This window comes from Corallococcus sp. AB018 (genome assembly GCF_003986945.1).
Lineage (GTDB): Bacteria > Myxococcota > Myxococcia > Myxococcales > Myxococcaceae > Corallococcus > Corallococcus exiguus.
The window spans coordinates 27,934-52,051 of record NZ_RAWR01000013.1; the positions used below are offsets into that span (position 1 = coordinate 27,934).

Genomic DNA, 24,118 nt, shown 5'->3' on the forward strand with positions numbered 1-24,118 from the left:
GCGTGCTGGAGAAGCCAAGCGGCGGACGACTCAGCCTTCCACGGGACGGGTGAGGCCCAGTGTGTCCGCGTAGCTGTGCAGCCCGCGAATGTGATTGCCACCGTCGACGGCGAGGGTGTCACCGGTGATCCATGACGCAAGGTCGCTGCAGAGGAACGACACCACCTTCGCCACGTCCTCCGGCTCGCCACACGGTTTTCCAAGCGGCGTATGGGCGAGGAACTCCCGCCCCATGGCGCCCTTCATGAGGCCGGCACCCTCGGCCAGGGGGGTGCGGATGGCGCCCGGGGCCACGACATTCACACGAATGCCGTACCGCCCCAGTTCCGAAGCCGCGACCTTCGAGAAGTTCGCGAGCCCCGCCTTGGAGGCGCAGTAGTGGGCGAGCCCATCCGTCACCGCCGTCTGATTCAACGAGGAGATGTTGACGATGGAGCCCGGCTGCTTCGCGGCGACGAGCGCCCTCGCGAGCGCCTGGGTGAACAGGAAGGGCCCCTTGAGGTTGATGGCCAGGATCTGGTCGAACTCCTCCGCCGGCAACTCAAGGAGCGGGCGGAGGGTGGCCGACCCTGCGTTGTTCACCAGGATCCCCGGGAGGCCGAACTCACGCGTGGCAACCTCAATGGCCTGCGCCACGTCCTCCGCGCGAACCACGTCGCCCGCGAAGGGCACGGCCCGCGCGCGCCCCTCCATCATCCGGTTGAGCTCGCCGGCGGTCGCCTCCACCTTCTCCCGGGTCCGCCCGAAGAGAAGGACGTTGGCTCCGTCCCGCATGAGGCGCGCGGCGATTCCCAGTCCGATGCCCTGGCCCGACCCCGTCACGATGGCACTGCTCGATATCAGCTTCATGGTGGCTCCTGTGTGCTTCGCGGAAGGGTGTGAATCTACTTCACCGCGAGTGCGAATCGAACGGCGCGGTCATGGGCGTCGGCCGCGGCTCACCCTTGCCTCGCCGATGCCCAGCAGGTGGGCCCCGCGCGCGCATGAGAGGAAACCAGCCTCAAAGCCAGAGGACGGTGTTTCGAGTGTTGCGACGACCGCTTGAATCCGCCCTTCACCCCGCGCCCGTGTGCATTGCAGGGACAATCCAGGGATGCTCCAGCACGTCCCGCCCCGGCCTGGGTCGGACGCATGGGATGGGTGCCGCGTTGAGTGAAGAGATCGTCTACCGCCATGCCATCGAGGGGCTCTTCCTGCGCTCCGTGGGCACGCGCCTCACGCCGGAGCTCAAGGACCGGCTGCGGGCCATCGGCCTGAACCTGGACGAGAAGATCCCGCACCACACGCCTCGTCACGTCTTCGCGGAGGCCCTGGGCATCACCGCGCGCTACCTCTACCCGGACGTGGACGCGAAGGAAGGCTACCGGCGGCTCGGCATGGGCGTCATCAAAGGCCTGGAGCACACGCTGCTGGGCAAGGCGCTCGTGTCCCTGTGGCCCATCTTCGGGCCCGACCGCGTGCTCTCCCGCATGCAGGAGAGCTTCGCCACGGTGAACAACTACCTGAAGACCGAGCTCATCACCCACGGCCGCGCGGACCACACCATCAAGGTGAGCGAGTGCAACGGCAACCCGGGTTACCACATGGGCATCATCGAAGCGGGGCTGACCCGGGCCGGCGCGAAGAACATCCGCGTGGAGCCCTTCGACTTCAACGGCCACGCCTGTTCGTACCGCGTGCGCTGGGATCAGTGAGCCTTCAGCGCGGGCTCCCACCGGACAGGACCGGATTGGGCCGACGCGCCCGGTTCCTTCACCGCGGTGGGACTCGGGCGCAGAACCCGACCTCGAATATCGAGCGCTAGAGCCCCGCCCGAGGCATCCCCCAGCACCTTGCCCGTTCGCAAGTCGATCCGCTTCCCCATGACGAGCACCGTGTCGCCCGCCCAGAGCAGCCCGGAGTCCGTCGATTCGCTCAAGACGTTCGGTGGAAACCCTGTCCCCACGTTCCAGAGCCACAGCCGATCTCCCCACTGGCCGCCGGGCTCAGCAGGTCTGATGCTCTCCTCCAGGAGGGCATGCGCCCCCAGGGAAGCCACCACCTGCCCCAAGGGCACCACTCGGACGGTGCGCCGCTCCAGATCGATGACGGCGTGCACCGCATTGGAAGGCTCGAGCTCGGAAGCAACAAACAACGACAGCAGCCTTCCGTCGCTTCCGGACACGTGGATGTACCGGTCCGAAAATGGGGGAGACATCTGCCAACCCAGGGGTTGATGAACCCTGGCGCCGTGCAATTCCAGGGGGCCGAGGTCCGGCTGTGTCTCGCAGACCACCAGGACCTGCTCGTGCGCCGCGTCCGCGAACAACAGGGTTCCATTGCAGCCCGAGGGGACCCAGGTCTCCCGCCGTCCATCCGCATGCTCGAGAGCGATGGAGCGGTCCAGAGCGCGACGCAGCATTCCTTTACCCATGGGTTGCAGGACGTCGTCGCCCTGGAGGAGGGGGCCTCCCTCCAGCCGGCGGTAGCGGCGCACGGGGGTGTCGCCCTCCCAGCCGAAGTGCGAACTGGACATGACCGGCCCCCGGCATGTGGCGGGTGCGAGAGTGGTGTCCTCTTTGGGCCAGCTCTCCTTTCCATCCGAGTTCGTGTCCTCCACCACGTCGAACGCCGCCCACTGACCGGAGGGATCCAGCAGGGCCTGTCCGAGCAGGCCACGACCCGCATCGAGCACACGCTCGGTCCCCTGGAGCAGGTCTCGCACGACGGCGACGGGGCGCCCGCCCTCGGGACGCAGGTAGAGAAGCCGCAGGCCATCCCGGGAGAAGCTGGCGCGGATGGGTGGATGGGGGCTCGTCGTGTCGGGCGTGACATCCGAGACCAGCACCTTCTCCTCGCGGGTCTCCACGTCGAGGAGCCAGAGCGTGGTGTCACGCACCAGGACGAGAAAGCGTCCCGTGGGAGCCACGGCGAGCACCTCGTCGATGCGGATGCCCGCTCCGGGCTCCAGGAAGAGGTACGGGCGAAGCGCGTCACCCACGATGTTTCCGTGGAAGCCCAAGACGGTCTCGATGCGCCCATCGCCGTTGGTGTCCTCTCGTGCCTGGCAGGCGAGGAGCCACCGCCCGTCTGGTGCGGAGTCCACGAGCACGAACGGATGCGCGGTGCCGTAGTCCTCGGCAGGGATGGCGGGAGCCACCGCGGCTGCCTGGGGCATGAAGAAGACCGGATGTGACGCGGGCCCCTGGGAGGCGCACGCGGCCAGCAACACGGTGAACAGCAAGGGATGAATACGCATATGCCCTCAGTCGCATGCTCCGTCAGAGTCTAGCTCCACGTCGCTCGGCATGGCAGCGATATCCCACATTCCCTACCTATTGCTCCCATGCACTTCGACACCGGACGCCTTCGCCAGGTTCTGCGGGATTCTATGTCCGTCAGAAGGAAGCGCTGGCATGTATGGATTTCAGCAACGTCTGGAGCGTGGTCCAGTTCGACTGACTCCCCGTGCGCTGGGACTCGCAAGTGAGCTCCTTCCATCACCGTCCCTCATGGCAGACTGCGGCCATGACCCGCTCTTCTTCTTTCGCAGTCGTCGCGGCGCTGAGTCTGGTGTTGGTGTCCACGGCGTGCACGGCCCCTGACCACGCCCGGGACGAGCAGGACCTCCGCCAGTGGGTGAAGGCGCAGACCGAGGCCTGGAATGCCCACGACGCGGCGGCATGGACGCGGGACTTCACGGACGACGCTGACTTCATCAACATCGTCGGCACGGTGTTCCAGGGCCGCGCGGAAATCGAGACGCGCCACGCCGCCATCTTCGCGAGCATCTTCAAGACCAGCCACGCAGAGGTCACCGTGCGCAAGATCCGCTTCCCCAGCGAGGACATCGCCGTGGTGGACACGCTGCACGAGGTCACCGGCCACACGGGCCTCCCTCCCGGCGTGCAGAACACCGAGGAGGGGCTGCTGCGCACGCAGATGCGGTACGTGCTGAAGCGCACCCAGAAGCAGTGGCGCATCGTCTCGGGCCAGAACACCGACGTGAAGCCGGTTCCCAAGCCTGTGCCGTAGACGGACGAAGAACCAGCCGTTCTTCGTGACGAAGAAGTCGAAGTGATCCGTGACCGCTCCGACGTACTGAAGGCCGGAGAGTAGGCGCAGCCCGGTGCGGTCATGGATCCCGAGCGCCCCAGGCAGCGGCCGTCCCTCCGGAGCCAGTGCCTGTCAGGGCGTCCGCGCGTGTCCAACGTTCCTGCAAGGCAATGACACACAGGAATGCCTGACCGGCCCCATTGGCGAGGGTCCGCGAGGAGGAACCATGACGGCGACGATGGAACTGGCTCCACGAGAGCGAAGGGAGGGCGCGGCGCTCCTCCAACGCTCCGTGCAGTTGGCAGGGGCGCTGACGCACGAGCTCTCCCCCAAGGACCTGCGCACGGGGCGCTGGTTCACCAAGCTGCTGTCCATCTACCTGCGGCACTACGACGCGCACGTGCTGCAAAGGACCCCCGCCGCGAAGGGGACGGGCGCGGCCGTCACCGAAGCCATCATCCGGCGGGCCTGCGGGGCCGCATTCCTCTCCGGCGCGGGGAGCGGCTCGCTGACCTCCGGCATCACCGCGGTCTCGGCGGACGCGGGCGCCCCCGGACTGATGTTGGCCATCCCCGCCTCGGGCCTGGTCATCACGACGGAGATGCTCGTGAACGCCCTCATCAACCTGGGGATGGCGTGCGACCTGGCCAGCGCCTTCCGCGTGCGCTTCAACCCGGAGGACCCCTCCGACTTCTCGCGCCTCTACGCCATCACCCGCGGCCAGGGGGAACATGAGGAGGACAAGGACGAGGACTCGCTCGGACTGGGGCGCGTGGAGCACCTGGCGCAGGCGAGGGCGACCGACCTGGGCGAGGACCTGGGGGCGAAGCTGCTGGGCGAGAGCGTGTCGCGCAACCTCGTGCCGTTCCTGAACGTGGTGACGTCCTCCGTGGCCAACTGGCGGCGCACCCGGCACCTGGGCAACTCGGTGCTGAGCTACGTGCGACTGCGCCGCGCGCTGGAGGACTCCGAAGCGGCCATCCGCCGCGTGGCCCCGGAGGGGGTGAGCCTGCTGCTGGAGAGCGCGTGGTTCCTCTTCGTCTCCGACGGCCGTCTCCGGCAGGAGGAGTCCGCCGTGCTCACCCACCAGCTCTCCCGGCTCTCTCCGGCACGGCGCCAGGAGACCGTGGGCCACTTCGTGGAGGATGTCACCGCGTGGCTCAAGCGCCTGCGCTCGGCGCCGGCCAGGGCGCGCGAGGTCCTCATGTGGTCCCTCCACCAGCTCTCCGCCGCGGACCTCACCGTGTCCGCGGCCGAGCGCGACCTGCTGCACAGGGCCGCGGAGGCCCTGCACACCTCCATGGACGGCGGGCACCTGGACACGCTGGTGCACCGCTACCGCGAGGAGGGCGTGGCACACGCGTTCGCCGCCCCGGCGCGAGCCGCGCGACCGGCACGCCAGCCGGCCGGCCGGAAGGGGGCGCCGGCCCCGCGGGCGGCAGGAGCGCGGGAGGAGCCGACGCGCATCCACTGAGGCCCCCCCTTTCAGGCCCTGGAGGAGGAGCGGGGTGTTGACGGGTGGAACAGCCGGCGCGCGGATGTCACACCTTCATCTTCCGACAGCGCGCCGAGCCTCCTTGTCCGGACGCACCACCCTCCCCATTTCTTGATGCCAGTCGGGGGGGGGGTGGGCGAATGGTGGTGTTCCTGATGGATGGACAGTCGGCACCCGCGAGGGTGGTCCGCCACGCGACCGCGGCGCGGCGGTTGCGCCTGGAGGTCCCCGGCCTGCGGTGGAACCACTCCCTCGGGAAGCGGCTGGAGCGCACCTTCGCCACCTGGCCCGGCATCGAGGAGGCAAGCGCGGAGCCCCGCACCGGCCGCCTGCTGGTGCGCTACGCGCCGGGGGCCCCGCTGCTGGCCCAGCTGCGCCAGCAACCCGACGAGCCGGTCCCCTGGCCCGTCCCGCATCAGGCCCGCCCGGTGCAAGGCACGCGGAGCGCTCCCCGGGAGTCGTGGCACGCGATGACGGTGGAGGCGGTGCTGGTCCGGCTGGACGCCACGGACCAGGGGCTCACGTCGGAGGAAGCGGCGCGGCGGCTCAAGCACTACGGCCCCAACCTGGCGGTGGTGGAGAAGCCGCGCTCGCGCCTGGCCATGCTGGGCTCGCAGCTGGCCTCCGTGCCCACGCTGCTGCTGATGGGCTCGGCGGGGGCCTCGGCGCTGGCCGGTGACGCGGTGGAGGCGACCGCCATCCTCACGGTGGTGGGGCTCAACGCGGGCATCGGCTACCGCATCGAGCGCCGAAACCAGGAGATGCTCGCCTCGTGGCAGAAGCTGGAGGCGGGCGCGGCCCAGGTGCTGCGCGGCGGCGTGCTCCTCACGGTGCCGGTGGCGGAGCTCGTGCCCGGGGACGTGGTGCTGCTGCGCGCGGGGGACGTGCTGCCCGCGGACGCGCGCGTGCTGGACGCGCACCGGCTCTCCGCGGACGAGGCGCCCCTCACCGGAGAAAGCGAGCCGCAGACCAAGCAGGCCGCGCCCGTGGATGCGCGGGCGCCGCTGGCGGAGCGGACGTCCCTGTTGTTCGCGGGCACGACGGTGGCGTCGGGACATGGGCGCGCCCTGGTGGTCGCCACCGGCGCGGACACGGAGCAGGCGCGCGTGCGGGAGCTGGTGGCCCAGGAGTCCGCGCCGCCCACGCCGCTGACGCGCAAGCTGGGCCAGCTGGACCGGCGCGTGGCGGTGGCCTCCGTGGGCGCGGCGGGGCTGTCCGCCCTGGTGGGGCTGGCGCATGGCCGCTCCGGGCCCCACGTGCTGCGCGGCGCGGTGGCGCTGGGCGTGGCGGCGCTGCCGGAGGGCCTGCCCCTGGTGGCGACCGCGGCGCTGGTGCGCGCCATGCAGCGGCTTCACGCGCGCGGCCTGGTGGTGCGGCGCGTCTCCTCCGCCGAAGCGCTCGGAGGCGTCACCGTCATCTGCACGGACAAGACGGGCACCCTCACCCGCAACGAGATGCGGCTGGACGTGCTGGACGTCGGGGACGGCCCCCTGGACTTGTCCTCGCTGCGCCTGAGGCCCGACGCCGTGCTGGAGGACCCACCCACGCTGGCGCTGGCGCTGGCGCTGCTCAACAGCGACGTGGACGTCCACCGCAACGGCAAGGAGATGGCGGTGTCCGGCAGCTCCACGGAGAAGGCGCTGGTGGCCGCCGCGCACGCCGCGGGGCTGGACGGGGCCACGCTGCGCCGCGACTTCCCTCGCTGCCACCTCCTCGAGCGCTCCGAGGGCATCCACTACGTGGTGAGCGTCCACCGTGTGCCCGGCGGCGGCATGGTGGCCTTCGTCAAGGGGGCCCCCGAGCAGGTGCTGACCCTGTGCGAGCGGGACCTGAAGGGGCCGCTGGACGCGCGCACGCGGGAGCGGCTGGCGCGGCGCAACGACGCGCTGGCGGAGGACGGGCTGCGGGTGCTGGGGCTGGCATGGCGGAGGCTCCCCGGAGACGGGGAACACGCGCCCACGGACGGCTACACCTTCATCGGCTTCGTGGGCTTGAGGGACCCGCTTCGCGACGGCGCGGCGGAGTCGGTGCGGCAGGCGCGCCGCGCGGGCATCCGCACGGTGATTCTGACGGGAGACCAGCCCCGCACGGCCGATGCCATCGCCCGGCAGGTGGGGCTGGAGGGCGACACGCTCACCCCGGTAGCGCTGGCGGAGATGCTCGAGCTGACGGGTGACGAGCTTCGCCGGAGGCTCGACCGCACGGCGGTGCTGGCGCGCGTGACGCCGGAGAACAAACGGGAGCTGGTGAAGGCGCTGCGCGCGCACGGAGAAATCGTCGCCATGGCGGGTGACGGCATCAACGACGCCCCGGCGCTCCAGTCGGCGGACGTGGGCGTGGCGGTGGGCGTGCGCTCCAGCGACATGGCGCGCGCGGTGGCCGACGTGGTGATGTCCAGCGAGGACCTGCGCAGCATCATGTCCGCGGTGGGCGAGGGCCGCATCGTCCAGGACAACCTGCGCCGCGCGCTGCGCTTCCTCTTCGCCACCAACCTCTCGGAGATGGCGCTGGTGCTGGGCGCGGGCCTGCTCGGCCTTGCGGATCCGCTCACGCCGCTGCAGCTGCTGTGGATCAACCTCCTCACGGACACGCTGCCGGGAATCGCCCTGGCGATGGAGCCCGGAGACCCGGCCATCCTCGACCGGCCGCCCGCGCCGCCAGGCATGCCGCTGCTGACGCGCCCGGCGGTGCGGCGCGTGGTGCGGGACGGAGCGCTGATGGCGGGCGTGGGAGGGCTGGGGCTGGCGCTGGGCGGGCCGCCGCTGGCTTTCGGGACGCTCACCGCGGTGCAGCTGGGCTACTCGGCCGTGTGCCGGGCGCCGAGGGAGACGCGGCGCCACCTCCCCGCGGACGGCGAGTGGCGCCTCCCCGTCTTCATCGGGGGGGCCACGGCCGTGCACATCGCGGCGCTCACCCTCCCCCCGCTACGGCGGGTGCTGGGCCTTCCCGCACCCACGGCGCTGACGTTCGGCGGGCTGGCCGTGGGCCTCGTCCTGCCGGCCCTGATGGGCGCGATGCCCACGTGGAGCGGCCGGTGATTGACTCCACCTTCCCTGTCCTCTCGGGAAGTCGGAACCGAGACATCCATGCCGTCCAGCCGCACCGCCCTCGCCTCCAACTCCGGGCACCTGACAGGCAGGCACCCGGGGACCCCAAGCGGCGGGCGGCTCAGCCTTCCACGGGACGGGTGAGGCCCAGGGTGTCCGCGTAGCTGTGCAGCCCGCGGATGTGATTGCCACCATCGACGGCCAGCGTGTCGCCGGTCATCCATGACGCAAGGTCGCTGCAGAGGAACGACACCACCTTCGCCACGTCCTCCGGCTCGCCACACGGCTTTCCGAGCGGCGTGTGGGAGAGGAACTCCCGCCCCATGGCTCCCTTCATGAGGCCGGCACCCTCGGCCAGGGGGGTGCGGATGGCACCCGGGGCCACGACATTCACACGAATGCCGTAGCGCCCCAGTTCCGAAGCCGCGACCTTCGAGAAGTTCGCGAGCCCCGCCTTGGAGGCGCAGTAGTGGGCGAGCCCATCCGTCACGGCCGTCTGGTTCAACGAGGAGATGTTGACGATGGAGCCTGGCTGCTTCGCGGCGACGAGCGACTTCGCGAGTGCCTGGGTGAACAGGAAGGGCCCCTTGAGGTTGATGGCCAGGATCTGGTCGAACTCCTCCGCCGGCAATTCGAGGAGCGGGCGGAGGGTGGCCGACCCCGCGTTGTTCACCAGAATCCCCGGGAGGCCGAACTCACGCGTGGCCACCTCGATGGCCCGCGCCACATCCTCCGCGCGAACCACGTCGCCCGCGAAGGGCACGGCCCGAGCGTGCCCCTCCATCACCCGGTTGAGCTCGCTGGCGGCCGCCTCCACCTTCTCCGGGGTCCGCCCGAAGAGCAGGACGTTGGCTCCGTCCCGCATGAGGCGCGCGGCGATTCCCAGTCCGATGCCCTGGCCCGCTCCCGTCACGATGGCACTGCTCGATATCAGCTTCATGGTGGCCCCTGTCTTTTTCACGGACAGTGCGAGCCTACTCCAGTGAACCGCGGGCCCACCTGACAATCATTGCCCCAGGATGCGGAAGAGGATGGCGGACAGCGCGAACTTCAAGACCAGCCACGCCGAGGCCACCGTTCGAAAGTCCGATTCCCCGGCACGCCCCCGCCTTCCACCTGCCTCGAACCCGCTGACGCTAGACGTCGTTCCAGACCTGGGTCGGCCCACCGATACACTGCTCTTGCTCCAGCTGGACATCGTGCGCCAGAGGATCGGCAGTGGCACAGAGCCCGCTCTTCTGGTTCACCAGGCACTGGCCGCTCCCGTCAGGGCACCTCTCGAACTTCCAGTTCTGATTTTCCTTGTGGTCACACTCGAACTGCTTGAGGTCCGCGCCGGGCTTCTTGCTCGCGTGATTCACTCCCATACACAGACGGCTCTTGTCATTCTGCAAGGCAAAATATCCGCCCCCTTCGTCCCGTTGGGCCCACCCTTGATTCTCTCCGCCATCACACCTGAACTGCTTGACATTCGCACCAGCGACCTCGCTCGCGTGATTGACACCGACGCAGTAATTGGCGTTGGAAGTCTGGAGTGAACGCGCCTCCGCGAATGACGCAGGGAAGCACAAGGGAACGGCCCAGAGCAGGGTCAGAATCGAGCGTTTCATGACGACCTCCTTGAATGTCCTCGGCGCGCCTTGTCCCCTGGCAGAGGCTCTCAACGGCGGGAGATTTTAAAGGTTCCACCGATGTTGAGGACGGCGGTCCCCTCCCGGCCCCCCGCATTGACGCGGAAGGTGATCCTGTCGGACCAATGCAAGACGTCACCATCCTTGACTCCTTTGATGGTGCCGTGGAGCTGGTAGTAGACGGGCACGGTGTGGTGCCCGTTATGACCCAGCTTCTTCGTGGCTGTATGCCAGACCATCCCAGATTCCTTCATGTCTCCGACAGCGATGGCCACGAGCTTCTGCGAAACCTTGAACCCCCAGTTGACGTTATCGAAGCGGCAGTTGTAGCGGGCGCTGAAGATGCCGTTCCGGTCCGTGAAGATGTGGTTCGCCTCGTCGCATTTGACAACGTCATACTGCGGCCCATGACCGTTGGGCTTGGGCATGAAGGTTTGAACGTCTTCTTCCTCTCCGTCGCCCTGCAGGCTCTTCGTCAACGCCTCCGCCTCGGCGGCCGGCATCGGCTGGTCCCAGGCGATCTCAAGCGTGGCACCGGAGGTGCGGACCTCCGCACGAGTCTGCGCGCCGGAACCCGGCTGCTCGGCTGCGGTGATCGGCGTGCTGGAGATCAGCAGCGTGCCAACCAGTGCAGCCAGAACCCTGGCGATCCGCATGGGGCAGCTCCTCTGCTCGCTGGGTGAACGGAAACTTGAAGCGTCTCTCGTCTGGGAAACCCACACACAATCATGGGGGATTCCGGCCCTGCCAGTTCCCTGGAAGCACTTCAGCGAGGAGTTCCGGTACGCCGCGACCAAGGGCGGCAGGACGCTCGGAGCACGAATGCTCGGGTGGTTTGACCGGGGTGGAGCTCTCCCAGACGCTGGGGGCCACACGCGTTGCGTCGGCGGGGCTTACGGCCCGGAGCGCTTCACGAGGGTCCTCCAGGCGATGAAGGGGGCGGAGTGAACCAGCGTGCGCGCGAAGGGCAGGCCGTGCGCATGCAGCCACTGGCGTGTCGCTTCACGCAGTCCGGCCTGTTCGAGCAACTCTCCCACGGTGTGCCGTGACAGGTCCTCCAGGACGGCGTGGAGCTCGGCCTTCAGCCCCTCGCGCACTTCGGGGCGCGCGAGGTTGTGCGCAAGCACCTGAGGCCCCAGGGAGTCGAGGTGCTCGTGGGGCACCCGGCCCAGCGCCTGCGCGGCCTCAGCCTCCGTCTTCTCCAGGGTGGACAGGAAGACCTTCTGGCGCCGTGCTCCCAGGGCGCGGGCGGTCTCCTCGCTGGCGAGCCGCTCGGCGATCCGCCGCTGTACCAGGGCCATGGAGCCGTCGATGACCTCGCGCACGCGGTCCTGCAAGCTGCCGCCCAGGCCCCCCAGGATTCCCTTGCCCGCCGAGGCCGCCGCTCTCGCGCCCCAGCTCAGCGCATCCCTCAGCCCGGAGACGCCAGCCCCGGGAGCTCCCGCAATGACCTTGCTCACCAGGGACGACAGGGTCTCCTGGAGCGTGGTGCGCACAGTCTCCCGTACCTGCTCGGACGCCACCATTTCATCGATGGCCTTGCGAGGCAGGTGCACCGGCTGGCCCAGGAGCGCCGTCAGGGACGCGGTGGCCTCAGCGGGGAGCCACGCGCCCATCTTGATGCGGCTCTTCGCCGCGCGCGCGAGCAGGCGCGTGCGCATGGGGACACCCAACCGGGCGTGCCAGCCCGTCACCCGTTCGGGCGTCAGGGAGAGGTCGACCGCGGCGAGAACCCGGTCGGGGTCCACCCAATCCGAGACGCGGGACGCACAGAGCGCGTCGAAGGTCAGGTCCAGCAGTTCCAGGAGCGCGGCGTCGTCGAGTTCGGACATCGGGGCGGTCCTACTACGAGCCGGAGCCGGAAGGACGGGGACGACGCCTCCCATGTAGCCCCGTGTCCAGAAGGAGTCCTCGTGTCACTTCGCCCCTCAGCATGGCATCGGGGAATGGATCACCGCCCTCCAGAATGAGGGCGCCGTGATGGGTTGCGTCCGCGTCATCTTCGACGCGACGTGCTGACGCTGGATGTCAGACCGCATCTGTAGAAGGTCATCCCGACGATGACCGACAAAATCACTTTTCCTGAAGAAACAGCATTTCAGGATCCAATCAAAACACCTGGGCGTCTTCGTCAGTCCATGGGGTCCGCGCACGGAACCGCCCTGCTCTCCGCGGAGCGGCTTTCCTTCGCATTCCCCCAGGGGACGCCCGTGCTTCGCGATGTCTCCCTTTGCTTGAAGGGGGGAACATCCGTGGGACTGCTCGGCGCCAATGGCGCGGGCAAGACGACGCTGCTCGGAGCGCTCACCGGCACCGTGCGGGGAACAACTGGCGGCTCGGTGCGGCTCGACGTGGGTGGGCTGCACGCCCGCCGCGCCATCGGGTTCGCGACGCAGGCCATCGCGCTCTATCCCGTGCTCACCGTGGAGGAGAACGTCGGGCACCTGGCCCTGCTGTTGTTGGGACGCGGGGAGGCGAAGGCCGCCGTCGAGCGGACCCTGGAGGAGTTCGCGCTGGGTCCCATTGCCCGCACGCGCGTGCATCACCTGTCGGGTGGTCAGCGGCGCCTCGTGCACCTGGCGGCGAGCTTCGTCCATGCGCCGCCCATCCGGTTGCTGGATGAGCCCACCGTCGCGCTCGACTTCGAGGCCCGCCAGTTGGTGGTGCGCCGCGTGCGCGCGTGGCGTGAGGAAGGCGCCGCGGTGCTCGTCACGGCGCACTACCCCGAGGACATCGAGGAGCTGTCCACGGAGCTGGTGCTGCTGCGGGACGGGAAGACTCGCGACCTGGGTGAACTGGGAACCGTGCTGTCGAACCAGGCTCGCACGCTGTCGCTGCGTGGCGCGCGTCCCGATGCTTCGTGGGAGCTCACGCTCGCCACCGGCACCATGGAGGAGGTCCGCTCGAAGCTGGGCGAGGTCCCCTCCGATGTCCACCTGTCCGAGCTGCGCCTGTCCGGCAACCGGCTCCGCGACATCCTGCTGAGGGACCCGTCCCTGAGCGCCTTCGCCCGGGAGGCGGAAGGGCCATGAATCACCACATCGCTTCCAGTACCCCATCCGCGCCCAGCGGCGTGGCTGGCTTTGTCAACGTGGTGCGTTGCTACGCGCTGACGGAGTGGCGGGTGCTCGCGCGAGAGCGCACGGCCATGGTGTTCATCTTCATCCTGCCCGCGGTGCTCTCCGCCATCCTGGGCCCGGGTGTGTCGGGGCTCGACGCGGCTCCGGGCGCCATGGGCCGGGCCACCATCGGCTTCGCGGTGATGTTCAGCTACATGGTGGTGACCTACTCAGGTCACGCGTTCTACCGGGACTTCTGGTACCACACCGACGGCAGGCAGGCGCTGGTCCGCCCCTCCCGGCTCGCGTTCGCCATGGGCAAGGTGCTGCCCGCTTGCGCGATGTCTTTCGTGCAGCTGCTGCTCTTCACCGGCTTCGCGGCGGTGTTCCTGGGCCTGCCGCTCAACGGCAACGTCCTCCAGGTCGCCCTCACCGGCGCGGCGCTGGTGACCAGCGGTTCGGCCCTGGGCTTCCTCCTCTTCGCCATCACGCGCAGCACCGCCACGCTCTCCAACCTCTCCTACCTGGTGCTGGTGACGTTCAGCGCGGTGGGTGGCGCCATCGTCGCCACCGAAGCGCTGCCGGGTTGGTCTCGCACGCTCGGCTACGCCACGCCTCACTACTGGGCCCTGCGTGCTCTCAACGAAGCCACCTTCGGCGCGGGCCGCTGGAGCGTCGTGCTCCAGAGCACCGCCGTCATCCTCACCTTCACCGCTGTCTGCGCGACCGCCGCGAGCCTGGCGTTCGACTTCCGGGACCAAAAACATGACACGACCTGAACAAGACACCGCGGGCCGCCCTCGGGCTCCCGTCATCCAGCGGCTGCTCGGGGACCCACGCGTGGCGCAGGCCCGTCTGGGCAAGCGCATTGGCCGCCTCCCCTACTTCACGCGCGTGGAGTCGGCCACCGGCCCCATCACCCGCATGGAGGGCCGGGACATCCTCAACTTCGGCTCCAACAACTACCTGGGGCTCGCGAACGACCCTCGTGTCATCGCCGCCGCGCAGGAGGCTTCCGCCCGCTGGGGCGCGGGTGTGACGGGCTCACGTCTGCTCAACGGCAACCTGACGCTCCACGAGGAGTTGGAGGAAGCCCTGCGGCGCTTCTATGGCCGCACCGGCGCCATGGTGTTCTCCACCGGCTACGGCGCCAACCTGGGCCTGATGAGCTCGCTGCTGGGCCGCAATGACCGCGCCTGGGTGGACGAGGAGATGCACGCCTCCGTCCTGGACGGCGTGTGGCTGGCTCGCGCGAACATGAAGCGCTTCGGCCACAACGACCCGGAGCACCTGCTGGCCCAGGCGAAGGACGACACCGCCTCCGGCCTGTGTGTTGTAGAGGGCGTCTACTCCATGCGCGGAGACCGGGCTCCGCTGCGCCGATTCCTGGAGGTGTGCCGCGAGACGCAGCTGGCGCTCGTCGTGGACGAGGCGCACGGCCTGGGCACGGTGGGCGCTCGGGGACTGGGCACCGTGGAAGAGGACGGCGTCGTCCAGGACGCGGACTTCATCACCATCACCTTCTCCAAGAGCCTGGGCTCTTGCGGCGGCGCCATCATCGGGGACAAGGCCCAGATTGAGGCGCTGCGCGTCCTCACGCGGCCCTTCCTCTTCACCGCCGCCAACACGCCGGCCTCCGTGGCCGCGGCCCTGTCCGCCCTGCGCATCCTCCGTGAGGACCCGGGGCTGGTGGCCCAATTGAAGGAACGGGTGCGCTCGCTGCGTGAGGCGCTGGTGGAGCGCGGGCTGCGGCCCATTCCGTCCGACGGTCCCATCGTCAGCGTGGAGGTGGGCGCGGACTTCGACACGCTCCAGGCGTGGAGGCTGCTGTGGAACCGGGGCATCTACGCCAACCCGGTCATCCATCCAGCGGTCCCGGCGGGCCACGGCCTGCTGCGCCTGAGCGTGATGCGAACCCATGAGGAGCAGATGGTGCGCACCGTCGCGGACGCGTGCGCGGACGTTTTCTCGGACTTGCAGCTGTCCCATCAGGGACGGGGGAAGGTGGCATCATGAAGCGCACGCATCAGCTTTCCAGTGGTCAACCGCTCACCATGCAGACGCTTCGCGCGCACGGCGTGGACGTCGAACGCATCCTGTCGGAGCTGGTCAGCGACCCCGCCTCGTGCGGCGTGCTGCTGACGGGTTCACTCGCGGCTGGCAATGGCACGCCGAGCTCGGACGTGGACCTGATGGTGCTGGTGCCGCACCGCACGTCGCTCATCTCCACGAAGGAGGGCGTGCGCTTCAAGAACAGCCGCTTCAGTGAAGCGCTCCAGTACTGCGACGGCATCGAGGTCAACATCGAGCTGGCGGAGCGCAGCCGCGTCGCGGAGATCATGACGTGGATGACGGCCATCGCGCCGGCGCTCTACAAGCCGTCCGAGCTGAAGTTCATCCCCATCATCGACGGCCCGGAGCTGCGCTTCCTGCACCGGCTGCGCGTGGGACTGCCGCTGATGAACCCGAGCCTGGTGGCGAGCTGGCGGGATGAGTTCCTGGTGGAGCTGCTGCCCACCTACCTCACCGTGCGGCACTTCATGGAGGTCCACGAGTACCTGGAGGACGCCATCAGCCACCGCGCCATCAGCGAGGAGTCCAGCCGGCACGTGGCGCGCATCGCGGTGGAGGAGGCGCTGGTCTCCATCCTCGCGGCCCTCGGGATAACAAGCGCGGCGCGCAAGTGGCTGCTCATCGAGTCGCGCAAGGCGATGGCCACCGCGGGCGAGGTGGACCGGGGCCTGCTCGAGGAAGGGCTCTTGCTGCACGCGGACTGCGCGACGGGCCCGCTGGGCGGATGCCTCACGCGCATCGAAGCGCTCCACCAGCGCATGGCCCAACGCATGTCGGCGGAGCCGGAGCTGGCGCGCGCGGTGGAGTTCCTCCAGGGCAGCATCGACTACGTCCTCGAGCACCAGGGATGAGCGCCTCCGGATACACGGCCCACCCGGTCCTCGCCCCCGCGAGGGCGCGGCTGGGGGACGCACTGGGACAGCTCTACGGGGCGGAGCGCGCGGAGGCGCTCGTCCGGGAGCTGGCCCAGGCGGCGGAGGGCATCCGCGCGTGCCCGCGGCCCGGGCGCGCGGCGGTGGACGCGCGGCCCGCGGTCATCGCCGTGTATCCGGACCACGTGCTCGACGGGGGCATGGCTCCCCTCGCGGCGCTGCGGCGCTTCCTCGAAGAAGAGGTGGGCGGCGTGGGGCCGGCGCTGCTGCATGTGCTCCCGCCCTATGTGTCGGACGGGGATGACGGCTTCGCGGTGGTGGACCACCGGGCCGTGCATCCGCGCCTGGGGGCGTGGGAGGACCTGGAGCGGCTGTCTGAGGTGAGCGGCGGGCTGATGCTCGACCTGGTGATGAACCACGTGTCCACGTCGCACCCGGCGTTCCGGGACGTGCTGCGCGGGGAGGGACGGCCCGGGGACTTCCACCTCTTCTCCGAGCCGCGGGACATCGACTGGGGCACGCGGGTGCGGACCTCCTCCATCCTCCAGCGCTTCGGCGCGGTCTGGGCGTGGTGCACGTACGGGCGCGCGCAGGTGGACCTGAACCACGGTTCGCCAGACGTCTTCCTGTCCATGGCGGGCACGCTGCTGCGGCTGGTGGAGGCGGGTGCGCGGGTCGTGCGTCTGGATGCCATTCCTCACGTGTGGAAGCGCGTTCCTGGAGGGCCTCACCAGCCGGAAGCGAAGCTGCTGGTGCGAGCGCTGCGCGCCGTGGCCGACCTGGTGGACCCGTCGGTGCGCCTGCTCGCGGAGACGGACCACCGCACGGGCGAGCGGTGCTACCTGGGCGAGGAGCTGGCGCAGCACGACAACCACCTCGCGGTGCCGCTGCTCGTCTTCGCGGCGGCGCTCGCGGGCGAAGGCGGTCCGCTGGTGGACTGGGTGAACGCGTCCGCGCCCGATGCCCACGGCCGCGACGGCTACGCCTTCCTCCAGACGCATGACGGCGTGCACCTGCGTCCCATGGATCCGCCGCTGGATGCTCCCACCCTGCGGCGGGTGATGGAGCGGATGGAGCGTGCCGGGGTCCGGGTGTCACACGCGGACGTGGGGGGGAAATCCCAGCCGTACGAACTCAACAGCTCGCTGCACCGCATCTTCTCCACGGAGGCAGGGCTCGACGTCGAGCGATACCTGGCCGCGCACGCGCTGCTCTTCGCGCTCCCCGCCACTCCCTGCCTCTACTTCCCCACGCTGTTCGGGTTGCCGGACGCGGTGGGTGTCGAGCCCTCCAATCCTCGCGCCGCGAACCGGCACCGGTACTCGGATGGAGCCCTGCGTGCGTTGGTCCGACAGCCGGTACACGCGCGCATCCTGAAGTCCCTGCTGGGCCTCATCCGCCTGCGCGACCGGACGCCCGCGCTGAGGGAGGACAGCGGCTGCGAGGCGCGGCTGCCAGCGCCCCAGGTCGTGCATCTGACGCGAGGCCATGGCCGTCAGCCCTTGCACGTGTTGGTGAACTTCGGCGTGGAGCCCGTGTCCGTCCCCGTGCCGTTGCGGAAGTGGACGGACCTGCTCGGCGGGCGTCAGGGCCAGGGGGACGTCCTGCTCGCGCCTTCAGAAGCGCTGTGGCTCGTGGAAGCCGGAAGTGGAGACCTCACATGAGAAACGTTGCCAGTGTGTCCGGCCTCGTGGAGGCCTTCGGCTCGCGTCCGGGGAGCGAGGAGTTCGTCTTCACGTTCTTCGACCCGTACGCCATCGGGCTCGGGCTCGCGGAAGAGGCGCTCGCGTTCCTGGAGCGCGAGGGTTTCCGCGTCGTGGACCGGCGCTTCGTCCAATACACGCAGAGCAGCATCGAGGCGGTGTACAGCCCCAACCGTCCCATCGCGCTCGACAAGACGTGGGCCGTTCCTGGCGAGGTGTACCTGCTGGAGTCCTCCTGCGCGCTCATCCTCCGCACCCCGAGCCGGTCCGCCTGCGCGGCGTTCAAGTCGCTCAAGGGGTCGGCGGATCCGAACAAGCGCTCACCGCATCACCTGCGCAGCCGGCTCCAGGCCCCGACGCGCGCGCTGAGCCTCATGCACTCCTCGGACGACACACGCGCCATGATTGAAGAGGCCGCCACGGCCTTTGATCCCCGTGAGCTGCGAATGCTCCTGGAGTCGGAAGGTCGCCCCACCCTGCGCGCGAACTCCGCCATCCAGCGGTTGCCAGGGGCCGTCGTGGGGCGTACGTGGCGACCTTCGCCCCTGGAGTTCCTGGTCCACCTCCGCCTGCGCCTCGCGGAAGAGGTGGAGCTCGTCGCCCCCTTCCCCGAGGAGCTGGTCTCGCCGTGGCGCGAGGCAGCGAACGAGCTGGAGGGGCTCCGCTCCGAGCCCCCGGCGTCCCGCGAGGTGTACCTGCGCGTCGTGGCCCGTGAGGCGGCGCTGGTGAACGACGCGGTCCAAACGGGGCTTTCGCACCCACGCCGGCCCGGGATGTTCGACTACCGCGTGGAGCCGGCGCTCGTCGCCACGGTGCTGGAGCTGCTCCACCACCCGGCGCTGTACCGGGAGACGGACCTCACACGGCTCATCGGTCCGCTGGGGGCACTGGTCCGAAACGCCTACGAGCGCGTGCTCCTGCGCAGCGCGCTCCAGGAGTTCGAATGACCCCGTCACCCCGCCAGCGGCACGCGTTCGAGCACCCGGCTCTTGAGGATGAGGTCGTCGTGCGTGCGCAGGATGGAGAGCTCGGTCACGTCGAGCTCCACGATGGTCGTCTCCCGGTAGCGCCTCAGCACGTCGAAGAGCTCGTCCGCCTCGTGCACGTCCAGCTCGGAGTTGAAGCGCAGGTGGTCCATCAACTGGAGACAGCCGATGTAGAAGCCCGGGTGGAGCGAATGGCCCAGGCGCGTCTGGACCTCGGTGAGGTGGTCCACGGGGTTCGGGCCGTCCGTCAGCTCCGGGTAGACGGGGAAGTAGATGCGGCCGTTCTTCTTGCCCCAGAGCCAGCCGCCCTTCACCTGGATGCGGAAGCGGGGGAAGCCCTCCAGCCGCTGCTTCACGAAGGGCACGATGTCCGCGATGGGCATCCGTTCATGCAGCCCGTTGCAGATGGTGAAGTGGTGTCTGTATTTGCGCCGCTCGACGATGTCCCAGGCGATCTTCCGCGCCGCGGCGGTCATCGCCACGGCGTTCATGAAGCGGTTGAACTGGGGGCTCTGCGCGAAGGCGCCGAAGTCCACGAAGCCCACCAGCGAGACGCGGGGCGCGCGGTAGGTGCCCAGCCAGTCGTAGCCGGCCTTGAGGTCGAACGGCACGACCTCCGGGTGGTCCGGCCGCACCAGCGGCAGCTGCATCAAGCGGTACTCGTAGGAGAGGACATGGTCCTCGGACGGGCGGGGCTGAAGCTCATTGCCCGCGCGGCAGTACGCCAGCCGCTCATCCGTGGCGAAGGTTCTCATGCATCGAATCCACCACACGTGGGCAGAGGCCACAATGCGATGCCGCGCACGCGCCATGCACCACGTCCGCTCGTGCGAGGTCGCCCGTGACAGCCCTGGAATGCGAAGTCGAGACGTTTCGCCCTACCCCTCCGATTGGAACTCCTCCTGACTGCCGCATCCGCGGCGTAGGCCCCGTGCACGCCTCCATGCGGACCTGGGCCGAGCGCGTCCTGGGCACGCTCGCCCAGACGTACGACGGCGTGCCGCTGACGCTCGCGTTCAAGGGAACAGTGCTCCCGCGTCCGCGCGCGCTCCGCGTGTTGCTCGATGAGGCCTCCGCCGTCATCGCGACCTGGCGGGGAGAGTGCCGATTCATCGTCGGAAGGACCCAGGCGGTGCGTGAGGCGCTGGAGGGATGGGACCTGGACGAGGTGGCGGACCGGCTTGCCCAGGCCGGAGACGTGGCGCGCTTCGAGATGGAAGACGACGAGGTCTCCAGCGAGCCCCAGGCCCCCGTAGGCCGGCTCGTGCTGGGGGACAAGGCGCGCACGCTCGACATCCTGTCGGAGCTGCACGGGCCGTGGCGCGTCTCCCGGCCGCACATCGTGTGGAGCGGGGACTGGGCCCAGGACCGGGACGCCGTGCTCCAACGTGTGCGGGAGCGCTTCGGGAACGTGCGCATCGTGGTGCGCTCCTCCTGCTCCGCGGAGGATGCGTGGACCGCGTCGAACGCGGGACGCTTCCTCTCCGTGCTCGACGTGGACGCGGGCGATGCCGTGGCCGTGAGCGGCGCCATTTCGGACGTGTTCGATTCGTATGGCCCGGGGGCACGGGAAGAGAAGGTCTTCCTCCAGTCCTACGTCCACCCCGTGAGCGAAAGCGGCGTGCTGATGGCGCGGCACCCGGAGACGCTGGCCTCGTACTGGGTGGTGGCGTCGGACGTCTCCAGCGGGCGCACGGATCAGATTACGTCCGGCGCCCTGGAGAAGCCCTCCTCCGCGTACGTGGAGCACGGCGTGCCCCGGGGCCTGTTGCCGAACTCGCTCCGTCGCGTCGTCACCGTGGGGCGTGAGCTGGTGAAGCTCGTTGGCGTGGAGGCGCTGGACATCGAGTTCGCGCTGGCAGGCGGTGACTTCCACCTCCTCCAGGTGCGTCCCATCGCCAAGGGTTCGTCGCTGCCAGAGGGAGGCGAGGTCCGCCGGGCGATGCTGCTGGCGGATGCCTGCACGGCGCACCAGGCGCTACTGCGGCCCAAGGCCCCCGTCGTCGGAGACGGTCCCGTCTACAGCACGATGACGGACTGGAACCCGGCGGAGATGATTGGCCGGCGTCCGCTTCCGCTCGCGCGGACGCTCTACGGCAGGCTGATCACGGACCAGACCTGGGCGGAGCAGCGCGCGGCCTACGGGTACCGCGACCTGCGCGGCACTCCCCTGCTGCGCGACTTCGCGGGGCACGCCTATGTGGACGTGCGCGCGTCGCTCAACTCCTTCATCCCGGCCGTCACCCCGGCGCGCGTGGCGGAGGTCCTGGTCTCCCAGCAACTGGCCCGGCTGGCCAGCGCCCCCGAGCTGCATGACAAGGTGGAGTTCGAGATCGCGGACACGTGCGCGAGCCTCGGCCTGCGCGAGCGGCTCCGGAGGCTCTATGCGTCCTCGTTGGATGCAGGCGAGCTGGATGCCCTGGCCACCGCGCTGCGGGACATCACGCTCCACGGGCTTCGCGACCTGCCCGCGCAGGTGGAGCAGGTGCAGCGGCTGCGGGCCGAACCGTTCGCGCCGGGCTTCGATGGCGGGCTCGGTCCCGTCCTCGCGCGCCTGCGCAAGCTGGGCACCCTGCCCTTCGCGCATCTGGCACGGACGGCGTTCGTGGTGACCGCGCTGCTCAAGAGCTTCGTTCGCGAGGGCGTGATGAATTCGAGCGAGCAGCGCGAGGTGCTCCAGCGCATCCGGACGGTGGCGGGCCAGCTGCAAGCGGACGCGTTCCGCGTGCGGCGGGGCGAGCTGGGCCTGGAGGCGCTCGTCGCGGAGTTCGGGCACCTGCGCCCCGGGACCTATGACATCCGGGTGCCACGCTATGGCGCGGATCCGGAGCGCTACCTCGGCCCGCTCATCTCCGGAGCGGAGGAACCGTTCAGGCACGAAGCCCCCTTGTCCCTGAGCCTCCACGAGCGCCTGGGCGCGGGCCTCCGGAGCGCCGGCCTGTCGATGACCAGCGAGGTGTTTCTCGCGCACCTGGGCGCGGGCATCGCGGGGCGCGAGTACGGCAAGCACGTGTTCACGAAGACGCTGAGTGGCGTGCTCGAACACCTCGCGGAGTGGGGCGAGCCGCTGGGGCTGAGCCGGGATGATTTGGCGCACCTGTCGCTGGAGCAGGTGGAGACCGCCCTGGCGCTGCCGCCACTCGAAGCCCGGTCGTGGTGCCGCGACGCCGTGGAGGAGGCTCGCGAGCATGCCGCCGCCGTCACCCTCATCGAACTGCCGGACATCCTGACGCGCGCGTCGCACTTGCTCTTCCACGTGAGCAGTGGAGAGCAGCCCCTGTTCGTCACCAAGGCGTGCGTGCGCGCGCCGGTGCTGGTCGCGGACGGGCTGCCAGACCCGGAGCGCGTGCGCGGCAACATCGTGCTGCTGGAGCGCGCCGACCCCGGCTACGACGGGCTGCTCGCGCTGGGCGTCGCAGGCATCGTCACGGCGTACGGAGGCGCGAACTCGCACATGGCGGTGCGTTGCACCGAGCTGCAGCTGCCCGCCGCCATTGGCGTGGGCCGGGAGCAGTTCCGGCGGCTGTCAGGTGGGCGGGTGATGACGCTGGACTGCGGGGGGCGCAGGCTCGTCCATGAGTGAGCGCCGCGTGGCACTCATCACCCAGCGCAGCGACCGTGTCTCGGGGCGTCCGGAGGTGCGGGATGGGCTCGAGGACTCCTGGGCTTCGGGCCTGTGGGGGGCCGGCTGGGTGCCGTTCCCCGTGGTCAACGTGGCCGCCGCTGCCGTGGCCCAGTTCGAAGCCCTCCGTCCGGGGCTCGTCATCCTGAGTGGAGGCAACGACGCTCCTGGAACGGGACCGGATTCCGTTCCCGCGCGCGACGAGACGGAGTCCGTCCTGTTGTCGCTCGCCGCCCGGACGCGGACGCCGGTGCTGGGCGTGTGCCGGGGCGCGCAGATGCTCGCGCGCTTCGCGGGGATGCGGCTCGTGCCTGTCGAAGGCCACGTGCGCGTGCGCCACGCGCTGACGGGTCCACTCGCCAATGCGTGGCGGGGCCCGGCGGAGGTGGCGAGCTTCCACCACTGGAGCGTGGCGGAGGACTCCATGCCTGACGGATGGGACGTCCTCGCGCGCTCGGAGGACGGCGCGGTGGAGGCCTTCGCGAACTGGGAGCGGCGCTCGCTGGGCGTCCTCTGGCACCCCGAGCGGGCGCCCCACCACCTTCACTCGGTCCTCGAATCCATGGAGGCGTACGAACCGTGAAAGCCATCATCCTTGCAGCGGGCCTGGGCACCCGCATGGGGCCGCTCGCGGCGAACCGGCCGAAGTGCCTGGTGGAGCTGGCGGGAGCCCCGCTGCTCGACCATCAGCTGGCCGTCTACGCGCATTTCGGCGTGGACGTCACGGTGATGGCCGGCGCGTATCCCGAGCTGACCAAGGCGGGCCGCAACGTGCGCGTCGTGGTGAACCCGGCCTACACCACCGGCAACATGGTCTCCACGCTGCGCTTCAGCCTGCCGGTGGTGTCCCGCACGGAGCCAGTCCTCGTCTCCTATGGGGACATCGTCTTCTCGCACGAGGTGTTGGGGCGGATGCTCGCCGCGTCCCGGGATGTCGAAGTCGCCATCGACATGCAGTGGCGCCGCCTCTGGGAGCTGCGGATGGAGGACCCCACGACGGACTGCGAGTCGTTGCGCCTGGAAGGCGAGCGCATCGTGGACATCGGCTCGCGGGTGCGTTCGGTGGAGGAGGTGCAGGGGCAATACATCGGGCTGCTGCGGTTCGGGCCCGGAGTCCTGCACGCGCTCCTGGAGCGCTTCGACCAGCGCGTGGCGATGGATCCGCGCTACTGGAACATCTCCATGACGGCCTTCCTCCAGGACCTCATCTCCGAGGGCGTGGCCGTCCACGCCGTGCCCATCGCGTCCGGCTGGCTGGAGGCGGACAACGCGGAGGACCTGCGCCGCTACACGGAGGCCCACGCCTCGGGAGCGCTGGCGGGCTTCTGGTCGCCCACGGCCGTCAGATGAGGCGGACCCAAGGGTCCCCGGCGTCCTGGAGCAGGTCCACGGCCGGCAAACCCAGCCGGCAACGGCAACTCTTGCCAGCCCGAAGCGCCGGATCGCGGCAAGACTTGCCGTCCTCGCAGGTTGCTCCAGGGGAAGCGGCCTGGAACGTGGATTGGCCCTGCCCTTGCTCTGTCGACGGCATGTCCGCCCTTCCGTCCCGGTCCGCCTGGGCCCCCCCTTCCAGGGTGAGCCTCGCGAGGCCGGGG

20 protein-coding genes are annotated in these 24,118 nt (G+C 69.7%); 13 read left to right on the forward strand and 7 right to left on the reverse strand.

What is annotated here, in order from left to right; translation table 11 throughout:
• Positions 1–30 precede the first annotated feature (30 nt).
• Positions 31–849: an SDR family NAD(P)-dependent oxidoreductase gene (locus D7Y11_RS04890; RefSeq protein WP_121752537.1), complete on the reverse strand. Its 819-nt coding sequence runs from the start codon at positions 847–849 to the stop codon at positions 31–33.
• A 299-nt stretch (positions 850–1,148) separates the two neighbouring features.
• On the opposite strand from D7Y11_RS04890, the gene D7Y11_RS04895 reads away from it, so the two are divergent.
• Positions 1,149–1,694 carry a DUF2378 family protein gene (locus D7Y11_RS04895; protein WP_233596678.1) on the forward strand — a complete coding sequence of 182 codons (546 nt, stop codon included), beginning with the start codon at positions 1,149–1,151 and terminating at the stop codon, positions 1,692–1,694.
• Here D7Y11_RS04895 and D7Y11_RS04900 read toward each other — a convergent pair.
• Positions 1,688–3,238, reverse strand: a complete 1,551-nt coding sequence (locus tag D7Y11_RS04900) for a hypothetical protein (protein ID WP_120574990.1) — start codon at positions 3,236–3,238, stop codon at positions 1,688–1,690. The genes D7Y11_RS04895 and D7Y11_RS04900 overlap by 7 nt on opposite strands.
• A gap of 269 nt (positions 3,239–3,507) precedes the next feature.
• Here D7Y11_RS04900 and D7Y11_RS04905 point away from each other — a divergent pair, with 269 nt between their 5' ends.
• The 3 genes from D7Y11_RS04905 (at position 3,508) to D7Y11_RS04915 (ending at position 8,568) form a co-directional block, all read left to right on the forward strand.
• Positions 3,508–4,014 carry an SgcJ/EcaC family oxidoreductase gene (locus D7Y11_RS04905; protein ID WP_126933147.1) on the forward strand — a complete coding sequence of 169 codons (507 nt, stop codon included), beginning with the start codon at positions 3,508–3,510 and terminating at the stop codon, positions 4,012–4,014.
• A 247-nt stretch (positions 4,015–4,261) separates the two neighbouring features.
• A complete protein-coding gene (locus tag D7Y11_RS04910; RefSeq protein ID WP_126933148.1) occupies positions 4,262–5,509 on the forward strand; it encodes a TerB family tellurite resistance protein in 1,248 nt (415 codons plus the stop codon).
• 161 nt (positions 5,510–5,670) lie between these two features.
• On the forward strand, positions 5,671–8,568 hold the full coding sequence (locus D7Y11_RS04915) for an HAD-IC family P-type ATPase (RefSeq protein ID WP_126933149.1): 2,898 nt from the start codon (positions 5,671–5,673) through the stop codon (positions 8,566–8,568).
• A 130-nt stretch (positions 8,569–8,698) separates the two neighbouring features.
• Here the strand turns inward: D7Y11_RS04915 and D7Y11_RS04920 are convergent, their stop codons facing one another.
• The 4 genes from D7Y11_RS04920 to D7Y11_RS04935 form a co-directional block, all read right to left on the reverse strand.
• The gene (locus tag D7Y11_RS04920; RefSeq protein WP_120593668.1) at positions 8,699–9,517 is read right to left on the reverse strand and encodes an SDR family NAD(P)-dependent oxidoreductase; all 819 of its coding nucleotides are present in this window, start codon (positions 9,515–9,517) and stop codon (positions 8,699–8,701) included.
• 196 nt (positions 9,518–9,713) lie between these two features.
• Positions 9,714–10,187, reverse strand: a complete 474-nt coding sequence (locus tag D7Y11_RS04925; RefSeq protein ID WP_126933150.1) for an RICIN domain-containing protein — start codon at positions 10,185–10,187, stop codon at positions 9,714–9,716.
• A gap of 50 nt (positions 10,188–10,237) precedes the next feature.
• Positions 10,238–10,864, reverse strand: coding sequence for a hypothetical protein (locus D7Y11_RS04930; RefSeq protein ID WP_121753008.1), 627 nt, complete (start codon positions 10,862–10,864; stop codon positions 10,238–10,240).
• Between the two features lie 237 nt (positions 10,865–11,101).
• Positions 11,102–12,040, reverse strand: coding sequence for a hypothetical protein (locus tag D7Y11_RS04935; RefSeq protein ID WP_120574997.1), 939 nt, complete (start codon positions 12,038–12,040; stop codon positions 11,102–11,104).
• Between the two features lie 306 nt (positions 12,041–12,346).
• Between D7Y11_RS04935 and D7Y11_RS04940 the strand changes: the two genes are divergently transcribed.
• Genes D7Y11_RS04940 through D7Y11_RS04965 form a run of 6 tightly spaced genes read left to right on the forward strand, consistent with a single transcriptional unit; the run spans position 12,347 to position 18,862 of the window.
• On the forward strand, positions 12,347–13,240 hold the full coding sequence (locus D7Y11_RS04940; RefSeq protein ID WP_255424546.1) for an ATP-binding cassette domain-containing protein: 894 nt from the start codon (positions 12,347–12,349) through the stop codon (positions 13,238–13,240).
• Entirely contained in the window at positions 13,237–14,046 is an 810-nt protein-coding gene (locus tag D7Y11_RS04945; protein ID WP_120574999.1) for an ABC transporter permease, read from the forward strand. The genes D7Y11_RS04940 and D7Y11_RS04945 overlap by 4 nt, the downstream gene beginning before the upstream one ends.
• A complete protein-coding gene (locus D7Y11_RS04950) occupies positions 14,033–15,283 on the forward strand; it encodes an aminotransferase class I/II-fold pyridoxal phosphate-dependent enzyme (protein WP_120575000.1) in 1,251 nt (416 codons plus the stop codon). Before D7Y11_RS04945 ends, D7Y11_RS04950 begins: the two co-directional genes overlap by 14 nt.
• Positions 15,280–16,191 (forward strand): nucleotidyltransferase domain-containing protein, encoded by a 912-nt coding sequence (locus D7Y11_RS04955; protein WP_120575001.1) that lies wholly within the window; start codon positions 15,280–15,282, stop codon positions 16,189–16,191. Before D7Y11_RS04950 ends, D7Y11_RS04955 begins: the two co-directional genes overlap by 4 nt.
• Positions 16,188–17,876 carry an alpha-amylase family glycosyl hydrolase gene (locus D7Y11_RS04960; RefSeq protein ID WP_126933151.1) on the forward strand — a complete coding sequence of 563 codons (1,689 nt, stop codon included), beginning with the start codon at positions 16,188–16,190 and terminating at the stop codon, positions 17,874–17,876. The genes D7Y11_RS04955 and D7Y11_RS04960 overlap by 4 nt, the downstream gene beginning before the upstream one ends.
• Positions 17,873–18,862 carry a nucleoside-diphosphate kinase gene (locus tag D7Y11_RS04965; RefSeq protein ID WP_126933152.1) on the forward strand — a complete coding sequence of 330 codons (990 nt, stop codon included), beginning with the start codon at positions 17,873–17,875 and terminating at the stop codon, positions 18,860–18,862. Before D7Y11_RS04960 ends, D7Y11_RS04965 begins: the two co-directional genes overlap by 4 nt.
• A 5-nt stretch (positions 18,863–18,867) precedes the next feature.
• On the opposite strand, the gene D7Y11_RS04970 is transcribed toward D7Y11_RS04965, so the two are convergent.
• On the reverse strand, positions 18,868–19,656 hold the full coding sequence (locus tag D7Y11_RS04970) for a hypothetical protein (protein WP_126933153.1): 789 nt from the start codon (positions 19,654–19,656) through the stop codon (positions 18,868–18,870).
• A 188-nt stretch (positions 19,657–19,844) separates the two neighbouring features.
• On the opposite strand from D7Y11_RS04970, the gene D7Y11_RS04975 reads away from it, so the two are divergent.
• The 3 genes from D7Y11_RS04975 to D7Y11_RS04985 are packed head-to-tail and all read left to right on the forward strand — an operon-like array spanning position 19,845 to position 23,873.
• Positions 19,845–22,484, forward strand: coding sequence for a PEP-utilizing enzyme (locus D7Y11_RS04975; RefSeq protein ID WP_126933154.1), 2,640 nt, complete (start codon positions 19,845–19,847; stop codon positions 22,482–22,484).
• Entirely contained in the window at positions 22,477–23,106 is a 630-nt protein-coding gene (locus D7Y11_RS04980) for a gamma-glutamyl-gamma-aminobutyrate hydrolase family protein (RefSeq protein WP_120575006.1), read from the forward strand. The genes D7Y11_RS04975 and D7Y11_RS04980 overlap by 8 nt, the downstream gene beginning before the upstream one ends.
• Positions 23,103–23,873 (forward strand): NTP transferase domain-containing protein, encoded by a 771-nt coding sequence (locus D7Y11_RS04985; protein WP_158641892.1) that lies wholly within the window; start codon positions 23,103–23,105, stop codon positions 23,871–23,873. The genes D7Y11_RS04980 and D7Y11_RS04985 overlap by 4 nt, the downstream gene beginning before the upstream one ends.
• The last annotated feature ends 245 nt before the right edge of the window (positions 23,874–24,118 follow it).

Excerpts from the sequence above, each read along its gene's own strand:
- D7Y11_RS04950 (WP_120575000.1), top strand. The coding sequence starts at position 14,033 with ATGACACGACCTGAACAAGACACCGCGGGCCGCCCTCGGGCTCCCGTC.
- D7Y11_RS04915 (WP_126933149.1), top strand. The coding sequence starts at position 5,671 with ATGGTGGTGTTCCTGATGGATGGACAGTCGGCACCCGCGAGGGTGGTC.
- D7Y11_RS04930 (WP_121753008.1), bottom strand. The coding sequence starts at position 10,864 with ATGCGGATCGCCAGGGTTCTGGCTGCACTGGTTGGCACGCTGCTGATC.
- D7Y11_RS04970 (WP_126933153.1), bottom strand. The coding sequence starts at position 19,656 with ATGAGAACCTTCGCCACGGATGAGCGGCTGGCGTACTGCCGCGCGGGC.
- D7Y11_RS04945 (WP_120574999.1), top strand. The coding sequence starts at position 13,237 with ATGAATCACCACATCGCTTCCAGTACCCCATCCGCGCCCAGCGGCGTG.
- D7Y11_RS04920 (WP_120593668.1), bottom strand. The coding sequence starts at position 9,517 with ATGAAGCTGATATCGAGCAGTGCCATCGTGACGGGAGCGGGCCAGGGC.
- D7Y11_RS04975 (WP_126933154.1), top strand. The coding sequence starts at position 19,845 with ATGCGGACCTGGGCCGAGCGCGTCCTGGGCACGCTCGCCCAGACGTAC.
- D7Y11_RS04955 (WP_120575001.1), top strand. The coding sequence starts at position 15,280 with ATGAAGCGCACGCATCAGCTTTCCAGTGGTCAACCGCTCACCATGCAG.
- D7Y11_RS04935 (WP_120574997.1), bottom strand. The coding sequence starts at position 12,040 with ATGTCCGAACTCGACGACGCCGCGCTCCTGGAACTGCTGGACCTGACC.
- D7Y11_RS04925 (WP_126933150.1), bottom strand. The coding sequence starts at position 10,187 with ATGAAACGCTCGATTCTGACCCTGCTCTGGGCCGTTCCCTTGTGCTTC.
- D7Y11_RS04890 (WP_121752537.1), bottom strand. The coding sequence starts at position 849 with ATGAAGCTGATATCGAGCAGTGCCATCGTGACGGGGTCGGGCCAGGGC.
- D7Y11_RS04965 (WP_126933152.1), top strand. The coding sequence starts at position 17,873 with ATGAGAAACGTTGCCAGTGTGTCCGGCCTCGTGGAGGCCTTCGGCTCG.
- D7Y11_RS04960 (WP_126933151.1), top strand. The coding sequence starts at position 16,188 with ATGAGCGCCTCCGGATACACGGCCCACCCGGTCCTCGCCCCCGCGAGG.
- D7Y11_RS04910 (WP_126933148.1), top strand. The coding sequence starts at position 4,262 with ATGACGGCGACGATGGAACTGGCTCCACGAGAGCGAAGGGAGGGCGCG.
- D7Y11_RS04940 (WP_255424546.1), top strand. The coding sequence starts at position 12,347 with ATGGGGTCCGCGCACGGAACCGCCCTGCTCTCCGCGGAGCGGCTTTCC.
- D7Y11_RS04905 (WP_126933147.1), top strand. The coding sequence starts at position 3,508 with ATGACCCGCTCTTCTTCTTTCGCAGTCGTCGCGGCGCTGAGTCTGGTG.
- D7Y11_RS04980 (WP_120575006.1), top strand. The coding sequence starts at position 22,477 with ATGAGTGAGCGCCGCGTGGCACTCATCACCCAGCGCAGCGACCGTGTC.
- D7Y11_RS04900 (WP_120574990.1), bottom strand. The coding sequence starts at position 3,238 with ATGCGTATTCATCCCTTGCTGTTCACCGTGTTGCTGGCCGCGTGCGCC.